At 69.0% G+C, this 15,464-nt stretch carries 14 protein-coding genes, 2 rRNA genes and 1 riboswitch; of the genes, 14 read left to right on the top strand and 2 right to left on the bottom strand.

The window, feature by feature from the left end; translation table 11 throughout:
* The 13 genes from ACIBAF_RS11305 to ACIBAF_RS11245 all read left to right on the top strand — a co-directional run.
* A 23S ribosomal RNA gene (locus tag ACIBAF_RS11305) occupies nt 1-74 on the top strand; the annotation flags it as partial.
* A gap of 86 nt (nt 75-160) precedes the next feature.
* Nucleotides 161-277, top strand: a 5S ribosomal RNA gene (gene rrf, locus ACIBAF_RS11300).
* Nucleotides 278-386: 109 nt separating this feature from the next.
* A complete protein-coding gene (locus ACIBAF_RS11295) occupies nt 387-995 on the top strand; it encodes a CDP-alcohol phosphatidyltransferase family protein (protein ID WP_319348035.1) in 609 nt (202 codons plus the stop codon).
* 114 nt (nt 996-1,109) lie between these two features.
* Nucleotides 1,110-3,605, top strand: a complete 2,496-nt coding sequence (locus ACIBAF_RS11290) for a sugar phosphate nucleotidyltransferase (protein WP_399462913.1) — start codon at nt 1,110-1,112, stop codon at nt 3,603-3,605.
* Between the two features lie 105 nt (nt 3,606-3,710).
* Entirely contained in the window at nt 3,711-4,607 is an 897-nt protein-coding gene (locus ACIBAF_RS11285; protein ID WP_399462912.1) for a DUF881 domain-containing protein, read from the top strand.
* Nucleotides 4,604-4,936, top strand: coding sequence for a small basic family protein (locus ACIBAF_RS11280; RefSeq protein WP_020133151.1), 333 nt, complete (start codon nt 4,604-4,606; stop codon nt 4,934-4,936). The genes ACIBAF_RS11285 and ACIBAF_RS11280 overlap by 4 nt, the downstream gene beginning before the upstream one ends.
* Before the next feature lie 5 nt (nt 4,937-4,941).
* Nucleotides 4,942-5,775, top strand: a complete 834-nt coding sequence (locus ACIBAF_RS11275) for a DUF881 domain-containing protein (protein WP_399462911.1) — start codon at nt 4,942-4,944, stop codon at nt 5,773-5,775.
* A 190-nt stretch (nt 5,776-5,965) separates the two neighbouring features.
* Nucleotides 5,966-6,742 (top strand): FHA domain-containing protein, encoded by a 777-nt coding sequence (locus ACIBAF_RS11270; RefSeq protein WP_399462910.1) that lies wholly within the window; start codon nt 5,966-5,968, stop codon nt 6,740-6,742.
* 42 nt (nt 6,743-6,784) lie between these two features.
* Nucleotides 6,785-7,522 carry a MerR family transcriptional regulator gene (locus ACIBAF_RS11265; protein ID WP_399462909.1) on the top strand — a complete coding sequence of 246 codons (738 nt, stop codon included), beginning with the start codon at nt 6,785-6,787 and terminating at the stop codon, nt 7,520-7,522.
* 84 nt (nt 7,523-7,606) lie between these two features.
* Nucleotides 7,607-8,080, top strand: coding sequence for a bifunctional nuclease family protein (locus ACIBAF_RS11260; protein WP_004934251.1), 474 nt, complete (start codon nt 7,607-7,609; stop codon nt 8,078-8,080).
* A gap of 243 nt (nt 8,081-8,323) precedes the next feature.
* Entirely contained in the window at nt 8,324-9,007 is a 684-nt protein-coding gene (locus ACIBAF_RS11255; protein WP_399462908.1) for a MerR family transcriptional regulator, read from the top strand.
* 69 nt (nt 9,008-9,076) lie between these two features.
* Nucleotides 9,077-10,489, top strand: coding sequence for a DNA polymerase IV (locus ACIBAF_RS11250; RefSeq protein ID WP_399462907.1), 1,413 nt, complete (start codon nt 9,077-9,079; stop codon nt 10,487-10,489).
* A gap of 51 nt (nt 10,490-10,540) precedes the next feature.
* Nucleotides 10,541-11,002: a nucleotidyltransferase domain-containing protein gene (locus ACIBAF_RS11245; RefSeq protein WP_399462906.1), complete on the top strand. Its 462-nt coding sequence runs from the start codon at nt 10,541-10,543 to the stop codon at nt 11,000-11,002.
* A 6-nt stretch (nt 11,003-11,008) separates the two neighbouring features.
* On the opposite strand, the gene ACIBAF_RS11240 is transcribed toward ACIBAF_RS11245, so the two are convergent.
* Nucleotides 11,009-11,380, bottom strand: coding sequence for a PRC-barrel domain-containing protein (locus tag ACIBAF_RS11240; protein WP_079663616.1), 372 nt, complete (start codon nt 11,378-11,380; stop codon nt 11,009-11,011).
* A 112-nt stretch (nt 11,381-11,492) separates the two neighbouring features.
* Nucleotides 11,493-11,588: riboswitch (glycine riboswitch) on the top strand.
* A 184-nt stretch (nt 11,589-11,772) separates the two neighbouring features.
* Between ACIBAF_RS11240 and gcvP the strand changes: the two genes are divergently transcribed.
* Nucleotides 11,773-14,658: an aminomethyl-transferring glycine dehydrogenase gene (gene gcvP / locus ACIBAF_RS11235; protein WP_399462905.1), complete on the top strand. Its 2,886-nt coding sequence runs from the start codon at nt 11,773-11,775 to the stop codon at nt 14,656-14,658.
* 376 nt (nt 14,659-15,034) lie between these two features.
* Here the strand turns inward: gcvP and ACIBAF_RS11230 are convergent, their stop codons facing one another.
* Nucleotides 15,035-15,454: a molybdopterin-binding protein gene (locus ACIBAF_RS11230; RefSeq protein WP_399462904.1), complete on the bottom strand. Its 420-nt coding sequence runs from the start codon at nt 15,452-15,454 to the stop codon at nt 15,035-15,037.
* Between the last annotated feature and the right edge of the window lie 10 nt (nt 15,455-15,464).

Here is a 15,464-nt window from a genome sequence, read left to right as displayed (position 1 = left end):
GGTTGATAGGCCGGATGTGGAAGCCCAGTAATGGGTGAAGCTGACCGGTACTAATAGGCCGAGGGCTTGTCCTCAGTTGCTCGCGTCCACTGTGTCGGTTCTGAAACCACGAACAGCCCCACGTTGCCACAGCGTGGTGCGGCTGCGTGTTTCACAGTGTTTCGGTGGTCATAGCGTGAGGGAAACGCCCGGTTACATTCCGAACCCGGAAGCTAAGCCTTACAGCGCCGATGGTACTGCAGGGGGGACCCTGTGGGAGAGTAGGACACCGCCGAACTCCTTTTAGAGCTCTGGCTCTTGGGCACATAGCCCAAGAGCCAGAGCTTTTTTGCGTTGGGGTATGGTCAGGGGGCATCGTTGGCTCATTTTCTACTGGAGGCCCCCGGGTGGAGGTCCAGGAGACCCGTGTCCAGACAAACCGGGTGCTCACCATCCCGAACATCCTCAGCATGGCGCGTCTCGTCGGCGTGCCCGTGTTCCTGTGGCTGATCCTCCGGCCTGAGTTCGGAGGGCCGCAGAGCGACGGCTGGGCTCTTCTCGTGCTGGCTTTCAGCGGGGTCAGCGACTATCTGGACGGCAAGCTCGCGCGGCGCTGGAACCAGATCAGCAGCCTCGGCCGGCTCCTCGACCCGGCTGCGGACCGGCTCTACATTCTCTCAACTTTGGTCGGTCTCACCTGGCGGGAGATTCTGCCTCTCTGGTTGACCGCTGTACTTCTTGCGCGCGAGCTGGTTCTGCTGGTGATGGTGGGCATCCTCAGGCGACACGGGTATCCCCCGCCGCAGGTGAACTTCCTGGGGAAGGCAGCCACCTTCAACCTGATGTACGCCTTCCCGCTGCTTCTGCTCAGTGACGGAAGCGGGTGGCTGGCGTCACTCGCTGCTATTTTCGGATGGGCGTTCGCCGGATGGGGTACAACGCTCTACTGGTGGGCAGGAGTCCTCTACGTGGTACAGGTCCGCCGCCTCGTTCGTGCGGACGCCATGGCCGACTGACCTCGCCGATCGGCAGCAGCAGTGGCTCGATGGCCCGCGGCGGGAAAGTGCGGGACAATCTGGACGGGTGAAGTCGGCTAGACCGTCGTCTCTTTTTAGGAGGACGCTTCCGACATGAAGGCCGTCGTGATGGCCGGAGGCGAAGGCACACGCCTTCGTCCCATGACCTCAAGCATGCCCAAGCCGCTCCTGCCGGTGGCCAACCGGCCGATCATGGAGCACGTTCTGAGGCTGCTCAAAAGGCATGGGCTCAACGAGACCGTCGTAACTGTCCAGTTCCTGGCATCGCTGGTCAAGAACTACTTCGGTGACGGCGAGGAGCTCGGAATGGAGCTCAGCTATGCCAACGAGGAGAAGCCACTCGGTACCGCCGGAAGCGTCAAGAACGCAGAGGAGGCGTTGAAGGACGACGCCTTCCTCGTCATCTCCGGCGATGCCCTCACGGACTTCGATCTCACCGAGCTGATCAACTTCCACAAGGAAAAGGGTGCGCTGGTCACCGTCTGTCTGACGCGTGTGCCCAATCCGCTGGAATTCGGCATCACCATCGTCGACGAAGAAGGCAAGGTCGAGCGTTTCCTGGAGAAACCGACCTGGGGCCAGGTCTTCTCGGACACGGTGAACACGGGTATCTACGTCATGGAGCCCGAGGTCTTCGACTACGTCGAGGCCGATGTGCCCGTCGACTGGTCGGGTGATGTCTTCCCGCAGCTGATGAAGGAAGGCAAGCCGGTCTACGGCTTCGTCGCCGAGGGCTACTGGGAGGACGTCGGTACGCACGAGAGCTACGTGAAGGCCCAGGCCGACGTGCTGGAGGGCAAGGTCGACGTCGAGCTCGACGGCTTCGAGATCTCGCCCGGCGTGTGGGTGGCGGAGGGTGCCGAAGTACACCCCGATGCCGTACTGCGCGGGCCCCTGTACATCGGGGACTACGCGAAGGTCGAGGCCGGCGCCGAAATCCGCGAGCACACGGTCGTCGGATCCAACGTCGTCGTGAAGAGCGGGGCGTTTCTGCACAAGGCCGTCGTGCACGACAACGTGTATGTCGGGCAGCACAGCAATCTGCGGGGTTGTGTCGTCGGAAAGAACACCGACATCATGCGGGCGGCCCGGATCGAGGACGGCGCCGTCATCGGCGACGAATGCCTGATCGGTGAAGAATCGATCGTGCAGGGCAATGTGCGCGTCTATCCCTTCAAGACCATCGAAGCCGGTGCGTTCGTCAACACATCGGTGATCTGGGAGTCGCGGGGGCAGGCGCACCTCTTCGGCGCCCGCGGGGTCTCCGGAATCCTGAACGTCGAGATCACGCCCGAGCTGGCCGTGCGTCTCGCCGGCGCCTACGCCACGACCCTCAAGAAGGGGTCGACGGTCACCACGGCCCGAGACCACTCCCGTGGCGCCCGTGCCCTGAAGCGGGCGGTCATCTCCGCGCTCCAGGCCAGCGCCATCGACGTACGCGACCTGGAGAACGTACCGCTGCCCGTGGCGCGGCAGCAGACCGCGCGGGGGAGTGCCGGCGGGATCATGATCCGGACCTCGCCCGGGGTGCCGGACTCCGTGGACATCATGTTCTTCGACGGGCAGGGCGCTGACCTGTCGCAGGGCAGTCAGCGGAAGCTGGACCGGGTGTTCGCGCGGCAGGAGTACCGGCGGGCGTTCCCCGGAGAGATCGGGGACCTGTACTTCCCGGCCAGCGTCTTCGACTCGTACACCGGATCGTTGCTGCGGAACGTGGACACGACCGGGATCTCCGAGTCCGGGCTCAAGGTCGTCGTGGACGCCTCGAACGGCAGCGCCGGGCTGGTGCTGCCGAGTCTCCTGGGGAAGCTCGGCGTGGACTCGCTGACCATCAACCCCGGCCTGAACGAGGCCAGGCCGACGGAGACAGGCGACCAGCGGCGCTCCGGGCTCGTGCGGCTCGGGGAAATCGTGGCCTCGTCGCGGGCCGCCTTCGGCGTGCGGTTCGACCCGGTGGGTGAACGGCTCTCCCTCGTCGACGAGAAGGGCCGGATCATCGAGGACGACCGGGCGCTCCTCGTGCTGCTCGACCTGGTGGCCGCCGAGCGGCGCAGCGGGCGGGTGGCCCTGCCGGTCACCACCACGAGGATCGCCGAGCAGGTGGCGGCGTATCACGGGACGCAGGTCGAGTGGACGACGACGTCGCCCGACGACCTCACCCGGGTCGGACAGGACGAGACGACCATCTTCGGCGGGGACGGCAAGGGCGGTTTCATCGTCCCGGAGTTCAGCAGCGTCTTCGACGGTACGGCGGCCTTCGTGCGGCTGATCGGGCTGGTGGCGCGGACGCAGCTCACCCTCAGCCAGATCGACGCGCGGATCCCGCGGGCGCACGTCCTGAAGCGGGATCTGGCGACCCCGTGGGCCGTCAAGGGACTGGTGATGCGGCGGGTCGTCGAAGCGGCCGGAGATCGCTTCGTGGACACCACCGACGGTGTACGGGTGGTGGAGACGGACGGGCGTTGGGTGATGGTGCTGCCCGACCCGGCCGAGGCCGTCACCCATCTGTGGGCGGAGGGGCCGGACGACGCGTCCGCGCAGGCTCTGCTCGACGAGTGGTCCTCGGTCGTGGACAGCGCCGGACGCTGATCCACGCGCACGCGCGCGTGCCGGACACGTGCCCCCGCGGGGCCTGTCCGGCACGCCGGTGGGGCCATTCGGAGGTACTGGGCGCGACGTGCGACGATGTGCGGCATGCCGCAGCAGCCCCCCGTTCGGAGCACACCCGCGCGCGCGTCGCGCCCGGACGCGTCCATGTCGCTGCTCACCAACGTCATGGATCACAGCCTCGACGACGGGTATGCCGAGGCAGCCGCCCGTAAGCGGGCCGACGGCGCGGGCGGCCTGCCCAAGACGGTGCGGGCGAAGCTCGGTCTTGCCGCAGGGCTGGTGCTCGCGGCCCTCGTGGTCACCGTCGGCGCGGCGCAGGCGCGGGTCGCGGCTCCGGTCGTCGCCAAGGAGCGCGAGGAACTGATCGACCGCATCGACCGCGAGACCGAGGCGGCCGACAAGCTCGAGAGCACCGTCGACAAGCTGCGCGACGACGTGAGCGCCCGGCAGCAGAAGGCGCTCAAGCAGAGCGGGGGCGGCGACCAGGCGGACCTGGTGGGCATCCTGTCGGGCGCCGTCGAGGTGCACGGCCCAGGCGTCAAACTGGTCGTGGACGACGCCAAGGAAGCCACCACGGGCGGCGACGGCGACCCGCGCGAGACCTCCGGTTTCTCCGACACCGGGCGGGTTCGGGACCGTGACATGCAGCGTGTGGTGAACGGGCTGTGGGCGTCGGGCGCCGAGGCCGTCTCCATCAACGGACAGCGGCTGACGGCGCTGTCGGCGATCAGGGCCGCGGGGGACGCGATACTGGTCGACAACAAGCCGTTGGTGCCGCCGTACACGGTGCTCGCGGTGGGGGACGGGAAAAACCTCAGCACCCGGTTCCAGAACAGCGCCGACGGGCTGTATCTCAACGCCCTGCAGGAGAACTACGGCATCCGGACGGCCATCTCCGTGGCGAAAGACGTCCGGCTGCCGGCCGCACCGAGTGTGATCGTACGTACAGCACAGCCGAGAACTGAGAAGGACGCATCGTGATCGCCGTACTGGGCCTCGTCGTGGGAGTCGTGGCCGGCCTGTTGGTCCAGCCAGAGGTTCCGGCAGCCGTCGTGCCGTATCTGCCGATCGCCGTGGTGGCGGCGCTGGACGCCGTGTTCGGCGGGCTGCGCGCCATGCTCGACGGCATCTTCGACGACAAGGTGTTCGTGGTGTCGTTCCTGTCGAACGTGGTCGTGGCCGCCCTGATCGTGTTCCTGGGCGACGAGTTGGGCGTGGGGTCGCAGCTGTCCACGGGGGTCGTGGTCGTCCTCGGCATCCGGATCTTCTCCAACGCCGCGGCGATCCGTCGGCACGTCTTCCGGGCGTGAGGCCGATGAGCGACCAGGATGAGGCGCCCGAGAACAGGCTGCGCAAGGAGTTGCCCGACGAGGTGCCTGCGACGTCCTCCGCGGACGGTGCGGCCCAGGAGCCTGCCGAGCCCGTGCTGACCGGTCGGCAGCGGCTGGTGCAGGGGCTGTGGCCGCCGCGGGTGTCGCGGGCTCAATTCATCGTGGCTCTGCTGCTGTTCGGCCTGGGTTTCGGCCTGGCGGTGCAGGTCGCCTCCAACAGCGACAGCGGAAACGCTCTGCGCGGCGCGCGTCAGGAAGATCTTGTGCGCATCCTCGATGAACTCGACGACCGCAGTCAGCGTCTTGAGGACGAGAAGCAGGGACTCGAGAAGCAGCAGCAGGAGTTGGAGAACAGCTCCGACCAGGCGGAGGAGGCCCGGAAGCAGACGGTCGAGAAGGAGAGGCAACTCGGCATTCTGGCGGGCACGGTGGCTGCGCAGGGGCCCGGCATCACGATGACCATCGAGGACACGAAGGGGACGGTCCAGGCGGACATGCTGCTCGACGCGATCCAGGAGCTGCGCGCGGCCGGGGCCGAGGCGATCCAGGTGAACGGTGTACGGGTCGTCGCCGGCACGTACCTGACGGATTCCGGCAAGAGCGTGAGCGTCGACGGGAACAAGATCAACGCGCCCTTTCGTTTCAAGGTCATCGGCAACCCGCAGGACCTCGAGCCGGCGCTGAACATCCCGGGAGGCGTGGTGCAGACTCTGGAGAAGGAGCAGGCCACCGTGACTGTCGAGCGGTCGGACAAGATCGTCGTGGACGCCTTGCGAGCGGCGAAGCAGCCTGACTACGCTCGGTCGTCGGTCCAGTGAACCGGTGGTGCATGGGGGGCGTCCGGCAGGGGCATGAGGTTGCGGGGGGTCGGCGCACCGATCGGGTGGTGCGTGGTGGAAACTGTCTGGTGGACATGGACGTTGTGAAGGTGTCCGGGTCGGCCGGTGTATTCAGTCAGGGTTCGTCCTGCCCCACGGGCGGGTCTGTTTCGGTCAAGGGGAATCGCCCGTGAAGTTGTTTGCGAAGTTGTTCGGCAAGAGCGCGCGAGAGGGTAGCGACAACGCGACCGCTCGTCATCGCGCACAGCCCGACGCAGAGGGTCAGCGGCCGCTGTTCAGGGACCAGATGGGTGGTCCGGGCGGCGACATTTCCGGAGGTCAGGGTGCGGCGTCTGTTGACCCTGCGCAGTCCGGCGGCATAGGTTTCGGCCAACCGTCAACCTCAAGTGCGGGTGGAGGGTTTTCCCCTATGTCGGCCCTGGTGTGTACGAGGTGCGGTAACCGCAACGCGGAGAACAGCCGCTTCTGCTCCAATTGCGGCGCTCCGTTGCGTCCCGGGCTGACGCCCGAGCGCGCGTCGGAGACGACCTCCACCATCTCCATTTCCGGTCTCGAGGCCTACGACGCCGAGGTCACCGGCCAGACACAGTTGCCCGCGCTCTCTCCCGAGGCGCAGGCCGCGGTCGACGCGCTGCCGCTGGGTTCCGCGTTGCTGGTCGTGCGTCGCGGTCCGAACTCGGGTAGCCGCTTCCTCCTGGACGGCGACCTGACCACGGCCGGTCGTCACCCGCAGAGTGACATCTTCCTCGACGACGTGACGGTCTCGCGTCGCCATGTGGAGTTCCGGCGCAACCCGGACGGCACGTTCCGGGTGGCGGACGTCGGCAGTCTGAATGGCACGTACGTCAACCGGGAGCGGATTGACGAGGTCGCTCTGTCGAACGGTGACGAGGTGCAGATCGGCAAGTACCGGCTGGTCTTCTACGCGAGCCAGCGGGGCTACTGACCCTCCTCCGGACGCCGTCCGGGGGGACCCCAGGGAAGGTCCATGCTTCGAACACCGAGGGGCGGTGCCGGACACGGCGCCGCCGCCGCGGACGGTGGTCCGATGAGCATCGGCACCGTGCTGAACGCGTTGCGCGACGAGTTTCCCGACGTCACCATCTCCAAGATCCGTTTCCTGGAGTCGGAAGGGCTCGTCGAGCCGCAGCGGACCCCGTCGGGGTACCGCAAGTTCAGCGCGGAGGACGTCGAGCGCCTCGGTCACGTGCTGAGGATGCAGCGGGACCACTACCTGCCGCTCAAGGTCATCCGTGAGCATCTGGCCGCCATGGAGCGCGGGGAGGCCGCGCCGTTGCCGTCCGTCGGCCGGCAGCGGGACGGAGAGGCCGTCCTGGAACCCTCGGAGGTGCCGACCGTCGCCCGGATCGGCCGGTCCGAGCTGCTGGCGGCTGCCGGAATCGGTGAGCCGGAGCTCGCGGAGTGGGAGTCGTACGGGCTCGTCGTGCCCTTGGAGGACGGGGTCTACGACGCAGAGGCGGCCACGGTGGCCGCGCTCGTGGCCGAACTGGGCAGGTTCGGGATCGAGCCCCGGCATCTGCGGGTGATGAAGGCCGCGGCCGATCGTGAGGCCGGGCTCGTGGACCAGGTGGTGGCTCCTCTCAGGCGACACCGTAATCCGCAGACCAGGGCCCATGCGGAGGCCCGTACGAAGGAGCTCGCGGGGCTCACGGTGCGGCTGCACGCTGCGCTGGTGCAGACCGCGCTCGGGGTGCGGCTGCCCTGAGCGGGCGGTTTCGCCCAGGGTGGATCGGTCACCCGTTCCCGGCCCGACTACCCAAACGTCCCGGGCACGGCCTAGGGTTGCTGTGTGAACGAGCTCGATGTCGTAGGTGTCCGGGTCGAGATGCCCTCCAACCAACCGATCGTGCTGCTGCGTGAAGTGGGAGGCGACCGCTACCTCCCCATCTGGATCGGGCCGGGGGAGGCGACGGCCATCGCCTTCGCCCAGCAGGGCATGGCCCCCGCGCGACCGCTGACCCACGACCTGTTCAAGGACGTGCTGGAGGCCGTCGGCCAGGAGCTCACCGAGGTGCGCATCACGGATCTGCGTGAGGGCGTCTTCTACGCGGAGCTGGTCTTCGCCAGCGGGGTCGAGGTGAGTGCGCGGCCGTCCGACGCCATAGCGCTGGCGCTGCGTACGGGGACGCCGATCTATGGCAGTGACACGGTGCTCGACGACGCGGGGATCGCCATCCCGGACGAGCAGGAGGACGAGGTGGAGAAGTTCCGTGAGTTCCTCGACCAGATCTCGCCCGAGGACTTCGGCACCAGCAACCAGTAGTCGGCACACAGGCGTGACATGGGCGTCCCGTTCGGGGCGCCCGTCCTGTTCACGGCAAATGCCAGCGGCGATGAGAGCGTCCTACGGCTAGTTCCCGGCGCATTCGGCTAGCCTTTCCCCGCGGTGGGGCGCGGGAAACCACTCCTAGGGTGATTATCACTCGGCGTGCCGAGTGTGGCGATCGTTGACGCACCCCGGGTGACTGCCTACCGTCGAGAAGGCAGGTCAAGGACGGAGGTCGGCGTGAGAAGCAGCGGCGACGGTACGGCTGGGGGTGCCCCCGGACTCGGTGTCGGGGGGAGCGGTCTGTACCCTCCCCCAAGCTCTCAGCTGCGCTCGAGCAGGGGGTATCCCCCTCACGGCAGCGCGGCCGATCACGCCCCGCATCGACCGGCGGCCGTGCCGAGCAGCGGAGGGGCGACATCCATGGCGTCCGAGCAGATCGGCTATCGCGGCCCGACGGCTTGTGCGGCCGCGGGCATCACCTATCGGCAGCTGGACTACTGGGCCCGCACCGGGCTCGTCGAGCCGAGCGTACGGCCCGCTCACGGGTCGGGGACGCAGCGGCTGTACAGCTTCCGGGACGTCGTCGTCCTGAAGATCGTCAAACGTTTCCTCGACACCGGGGTGTCGCTGCAGAACATTCGCACCGCCGTCCAGCATCTGCGGGAGCGCGGCTTCAGCGACCTGGAGCGCATGACGCTGATGAGCGACGGCGCCACGGTCTACGAGTGCACCTCGCCGGACGAGGTGCACGCGCTGCTTCAGGGCGGTCAGGGGATCTTCGGGATCGCCGTGGGCGTGGTGTGGCGGGACGTCGAGAGCGCGCTGTCGCAGTTGCACGGAGAGCGGGTCGACACCGGTGAGACGCTCGTCGGGCACAACCCCGCGGACGAGCTGGCGCGTCGGCGCAACCGGGCGGTCTGAGGCTCCTCGCGAGACACGGGGGGCGGCTGTACGACCTCATTGTCAGTGGTGTGGTGCAGCATCGGACATGTGAGAAACGCGCCCACGATCCTGCATCTCGACATGGATGCCTTCTTCGCGCAGGCGGAGCAGGCGTCCAAGCCGAGTCTGCGCGGGAAAGCCGTGGTCGTGGGCGGTCTGGGGCCCCGCGGAGTGGTCGCGACCGCCTCGTACGAGGCCCGGGTCTTCGGGGTGCACTCGGCGATGCCCATGGCCCAGGCGCGCAGGCTGGCTCCCAACGCCGCGTATCTCGTGCCGCGCTTCGCGTTCTACCGATCGATCAGCGAGCAGGTCATGGAGCTGCTCGGGGCGCTGTCGCCGCTGGTGGAGCCGCTGAGCCTGGACGAGGCCTTCGTGGACCTGGAGGCCGGGGAAGCGGCTTGGGACAGCGAGTCGGCGCGGCTGGCCGGCATCAGGCTGCGCGCGGACATCCGGGCGGCCACCGGGCTCACCGGTTCGGTGGGTCTGGCCTCCTGCAAGATGCTCGCGAAGATCGCCTCGGAGCAGGCGAAGCCCGACGGTCTCGTGCTGATCGAGCCGGGTACCGAGCGGGCCCTGCTCGGGCCCATGTCGGTGCGGACGCTGCCGGGGGTCGGGCCGGCGACCGGAGACCATCTGAGGCGGGCCGGGATCACCACGGTCGACGAGATCGCCGAGGCCGGTGAGGACGAGTTGGTGCGGCTCCTGGGCAAGGCCCATGGGCACGCCCTGTACGCCATGGCGCTGGCGCATGACGACCGGCCCGTGGTGGCCGAGCGGGAGACCAAGTCGGTGTCGGTCGAGGACACGTATGACGTGGACATCCACGATCGGGTCCGGGTCGAGCTGGAGGTGCAGCGGCTGGCGGACCGGTGTGTGCGGCGGCTGCGGGGAGCGGGTCTGTCGGGGCGGACCATCGTGCTGAAGGTGCGGCGGTACGACTTCTCCACGCTCACCCGGTCCGAGACCCTGCGCGGTCCCACGGACGATCCGGCGGTGATCCGGGAGGCGGCGGCCCGATTGCTGGACTCCGTGGACACGACGGGCGGGGTGCGGCTGCTCGGCGTGGGCGTCAGCGGTCTGGCGGACTTCACGCAGGAGGACCTGTTCGCCCAGGCGGCGGAGGAGCGGGCGGAAGGGCCCGAGGAGGAACTCGCGGACGAGCCCGTCGGCGAGGATCCCGCGCCGGTCGAGCACCAGTGGCGCCCGGGACACGACGTGCGGCATGCCGAGCTCGGCCACGGGTGGGTGCAGGGCAGTGGGCTGGGCCGGGTCACCGTGCGGTTCGAGACGCCCGAGTCGCAGCCGGGCCGGGTGCGCACCTTCCGGACCGACGACCCGGAGCTGGAGCCGGCGGATCCGCTGCCACTGGTGCGGCGAATACCTGATGAAAACGACGGGACCGGGAACTCTCGGCGGAACGGATCAGTTACACAGAGTGAAGCGGCTCGCAGTTTGGGGTGAGTCGGAGGGGTGGCGGTGTCTGCGAGTGGCGCCGGTAGGGGAGGGGGCTGCATGAAACTGCATGGAGGTCGGGTCGTGGACGCGGGTGAGGCGTCGCCGGAGCGTGAAGCCGAGATGCGGCAGGTGGTGGATCGGGTCACCCGTTGGTCCGCGAACCGGAGCGACGTGGTCGGGCTGCTCCTCGTCGGGTCGTGTGCGCGTGGCGCCGTGCGTCCCGACTCCGACGTCGATTTCGTGCTGTTGTCGACGGCCACTGATCGGTACGCCGACGACGACGGCTGGGCGCGTGAGCTGTCCCTGGGGGCGTTGGTCCGCGTCCAGGCGTGGGGGCCCATCACCGAACGGCGTTATGTCACCGATTCCGGTCTGGAGGTGGAGATGGGCGTCGGCTCTCCCGACTGGGCGCGGGCCGATCCGGTCGACGACGGGACGCGAAGAGTCGTCACGGATGGCGCCCGGCCGCTGTACGACCCTGCGGGGATCCTCCGGGCGCTGATACAGGCCTGTGTCTGAGGGGGCTCAGCTCTCGTCCGTGCCCGCCAGCCGGCCGAAGTCGTGGTCGGGGAGCGGGGGCGGGGCGGCCACGTCGAGGCCGTAGTGGTGGTAGAGCTGGAGTTCCTGTTCAGGGGAGAGATGGCGGCCTACGCCGAAGTCCGGGGCGTCCTTGATCAGGGCACGGTCGAAGGGGATGTGCAGGGTGCCCTCGACCAGCTCGCTGGGCTCCAAAGGGACGAAGGCGTCGCGGGAGAACAGACCGGTGCGTATGGCGGCCCACTCCGGCACGCCGGTGGCGTCGTCGAGGTAGACCTCGTCGACGGTGCCGATCTTGGTGCCGTTGCGGTCGAACGCCTTGCGGCCGATCAGGTTGCGCGGATCGATGTCGGTCTGCACGGGCCCTCCACTTGGTCGCAACTCATCCGTAAGCACTACAAAAGAGCACTTTGGGACGGGCGGCCACTCGAGAGGGCGGCGTTGACCTCGCTGGTAGTCTGGCAACGGCTGCTGACCCCGTGCGGGAGAGTCCTCCGGACACCATCGGAGGCGCCGAAGGAGCAAATCCTCCCCGGAATCTCTCAGGCTCACGTACCGCACGGACGAGGTCACTCTGGAAAGCAGGGCGGGTGCCGACGGCGTCGACGGCTTCCGCTCTCACCGACGGTGAAAGCCGGCTGTCCTCGGGCGGCCGGTGAAGCTCTCAGGTTGAGATGACAGAGGGGGAGGCCGTCCGGGTACCCGCGCCGTGGTGACCCTCGAAGGTCGTGTCAGACCAGGAGGCCTCAGAAATGACCGCCGATCGCATTCCGCTCTCCGAACTCGAACAGGGAATCCCCTTCGAGCAGCGCCACATCGGACCCGACCTCGAGGCGCGGGCCAAGATGCTCGCGCAGGTCGGCTACGGCTCGCTCGACGAGCTCACCGCCGTCGCCGTCCCGGATGTGATCAAGAACGCCGACACGCTGGACCTGCCGGGCGCGCGCACCGAGGCCGAGGTGCTGGCCGAGCTGCGCTCGCTGGCCGACCGCAACCAGGTTCTCGACTCGATGATCGGGCTCGGGTACTACGGGACGTTCACGCCGCCCGTCATCCTGCGCAACGTCATGGAGAATCCGGCCTGGTACACGGCCTACACGCCGTACCAGCCGGAGATCTCGCAGGGGCGGCTCGAGGCGCTGCTGAACTTCCAGACCATGGTCGCCGACCTGACCGGGCTGCCGACCTCCGGCGCGTCGCTGCTCGACGAGGGCACGGCCGCCGCCGAGGCGATGGCGCTGTCCCGGCGGATGGGGAAGAACAAGAAGGGCCTCTTCCTCATCGACGCGGACGTGCTGCCGCAGACCATCGCCGTGATCGAGACCCGCGCCGAGCCGACCGGCGTGGAGGTCGTCGTCGCGGACCTGAGCGACGGCATTCCCGCGGAGCTCGCCGAGCGCGAGATCAACGGCGTGCTCGTGCAGTACCCCGGAGCCTCCGGCGCCGTGCGCGACCTCACGGCGATCGTCGACCAGGCGCACGGGCTCGGCGCGCTCGTCACCGTCGCCGCGGACCTGCTCGCCCTGACGCTGCTGAAGTCGCCCGGTGAGCTGGGGGCGGACATCGCGGTCGGTACGACGCAGCGGTTCGGGGTGCCGATGGGCTTCGGCGGGCCGCACGCCGGCTACATGGCCGTCCACGAGAAGTTCGCGCGCAGCCTGCCCGGGCGGCTCGTCGGGGTGTCCGTCGACGCGGACGGGCACAAGGCCTACCGGCTCGCGCTGCAGACGCGTGAGCAGCACATCCGGCGTGAGAAGGCCACGAGCAACATCTGCACGGCGCAGGTGCTGCTGGCGGTGATGGCGGGAATGTACGCCGTCTACCACGGGCCGGAGGGGCTGCGGGCGATCGCCCTGCGCACCCACCGGTACGCGGCGATCCTCGCCGCCGGGCTCGAGGCCGGCGGTGTGGAGGTCGTGCACGGGTCGTACTTCGACACGCTGACCGTGCGGGTGCCGGCGAAGGCCGCCGAGGTCGTCGCCGCCGCGCGGGAGCACGGGGTCAACCTGCACCTCGTCGACGCCGACCAGGTGTCGATCGCCTGCGACGAGACGACCGCGCGGGCGCAGGTGGCCGCGGTCTGGGCCGCCTTCGGCGTGGACGGCGACATCGAGTCGCTCGACACGGCCACGGCCGACGCTCTGCCCGCCGGGCTGCTGCGGTCCGACGCGATCCTGACGCACCCCGTCTTCCACCGGCACCGCTCCGAGACCGCGATGCTGCGCTACCTGCGCAGGCTTGCCGACCGGGACTACGCGCTGGACCGGGGCATGATCCCGCTGGGCTCCTGCACCATGAAGCTCAACGCGACCACCGAGATGGAGCCCGTCACCTGGCCCGAGTTCGGGCAGCTGCACCCCTTCGCGCCTGCCGAGCAGGCGGAGGGCTACCTCACGCTCATCCGGGAGCTGGAGGAGCGGCTCGCCGAGGTCACCGGGTACGACAAGGTGTCGCTGCAGCCGAACGCCGGGTCGCAGGGGGAGCTGGCCGGACTGCTCGCCGTCCGCGGGTACCACCGGGGCAACGGGGACGAACAGCGGACGGTGTGCCTCATCCCGTCCTCCGCGCACGGCACGAACGCGGCCAGCGCCGTCATGGCGGGCATGAAGGTCGTCGTCGTGAAGACCGCCGAGGACGGCGAGATCGACGTCGAGGACCTGCGGGCGAAGATCGAGCAGCACCGGGACGAGCTGGCGGTGCTGATGATCACCTATCCGTCCACGCACGGGGTCTTCGAGGAGCACGTCGCGGACATCTGCGCGCAGGTGCACGAGGCGGGCGGGCAGGTGTACGTCGACGGCGCCAACCTCAACGCGCTCGTCGGGCTCGCCAAGCCGGGGCACTTCGGCGGGGACGTCTCGCACCTGAACCTGCACAAGACGTTCTGCATCCCGCACGGCGGTGGCGGTCCGGGGGTCGGGCCGGTCGCCGTACGGTCGCATCTGGCGCCGTATCTGCCGAACCACCCGCTGCAGCCCGCCGCCGGGCCGGAGACCGGTGTGGGGCCGATCTCGGCGGCTCCCTGGGGCTCTGCCGGGATCCTGCCGATCTCCTGGGCCTATGTGCGGCTCATGGGCGGCGAGGGGCTCAAGCGGGCCACGCAGGTCGCGGTGCTCAGCGCCAACTACATCGCCAAGCGGCTGGAGCCGCACTACCCGGTGCTCTACACCGGCCCGGGCGGGCTGGTAGCGCACGAGTGCATCATCGACCTGCGGCCGCTGACCAAGGCGACCGGGGTGAGCGTCGACGACGTCGCCAAGCGGCTCATCGACTACGGGTTCCACGCGCCGACGATGTCGTTCCCGGTGGCCGGGACGCTGATGATCGAGCCGACCGAGTCCGAGGACCTCATCGAGCTGGACCGTTTCTGCGAGGCGATGATCGCCATCCGCGCGGAGATCGAGAAGGTCGGGGCCGGCGAGTGGCCGGCCGAGGACAACCCGCTCCGGGGCGCTCCGCACACCGCGGCCGCGCTCGGCGGGGACTGGGAGCACGCGTACACGCGTGAGGAGGCCGTCTTCCCGGCCGGGGTGTCCGCCGCCGACAAGTACTGGCCGCCGGTGCGCCGGATCGACCAGGCCTTCGGCGACCGGAACCTGGTCTGCTCGTGCCCCCCGCTGGACGCGTACGAGGACTGAGCGGGGCGCTCCGCTGAGCCTTCCCAGTCGAGTCGCCGTCCTTGCCGATGAGCGGGACGCCCTCCCAGTGATCGGACAGGGCGTCCCGGTCCGGGGCCGCTGCGGCGCGCTTGCTGGTCGTCATCGGCGTGGTGGTGAGCTGTGGGGTGCGTTGCCGGCTCCGCCGTTATGGCACGGACGGACGTCTTCTCGCGCAGCCGGTGGGCGGTGTGGATGCGGTCGGGACCCCGCAGACACCGGCACGGATCTTCGGGCGGGATGACGGCGAGGACGGGCGGCATGCCTTGTCCCTGGCGGGCGGGGGCCGGCCGTTGGGATCGAAGAGGGGGCGCCCCACCCTCGGAGGGGGACCCCATCTCGGTCGGCCGGGCAGGTTCTAGTCGGTGGTCAGGGACACCTCGGTCGCCTTGATCAGTGCGATGACGTCGGAGCCCACGAAGAGGCCGAGGTCGGTGGCCGCGTCCGTCGTGATCGCCGCGGTGAGTTCGCCGCCCGGCACGGTGATCTTCACGGCGGCCATGGCGCCGCCGATCGTGAGACCGGTGATCGTGCCGGGGAGCCGGTTGCGGATCGAGAGGCCGTCGACCGAGCCGGTGGCCAGGGAGACCTCCGTCGACTTCACCAGTGCGCGGACCGCGGTACCGGTGGTGAGGCCGAGGTGGGTCACGGCCTCCAGCGTGATGGCCGCCGTGAGGTCCTGGCCGCCGGTCAGACGGATGCCGACGGTGGCCATGACCTCGCCGGGGTGGACGGCGGTGACGGTGCCGGGGAGCTGATTGCGGATGCTCAGGGTCATGGGCACCAAC

The organism is Streptomyces sp. NPDC051677 (assembly GCF_044453465.1).
GTDB lineage: Bacteria > Actinomycetota > Actinomycetes > Streptomycetales > Streptomycetaceae > Streptomyces.
The sequence above is the reverse complement of the archived record's forward strand: the minus strand, read 5'-3'. Positions and strand labels throughout refer to the sequence as shown.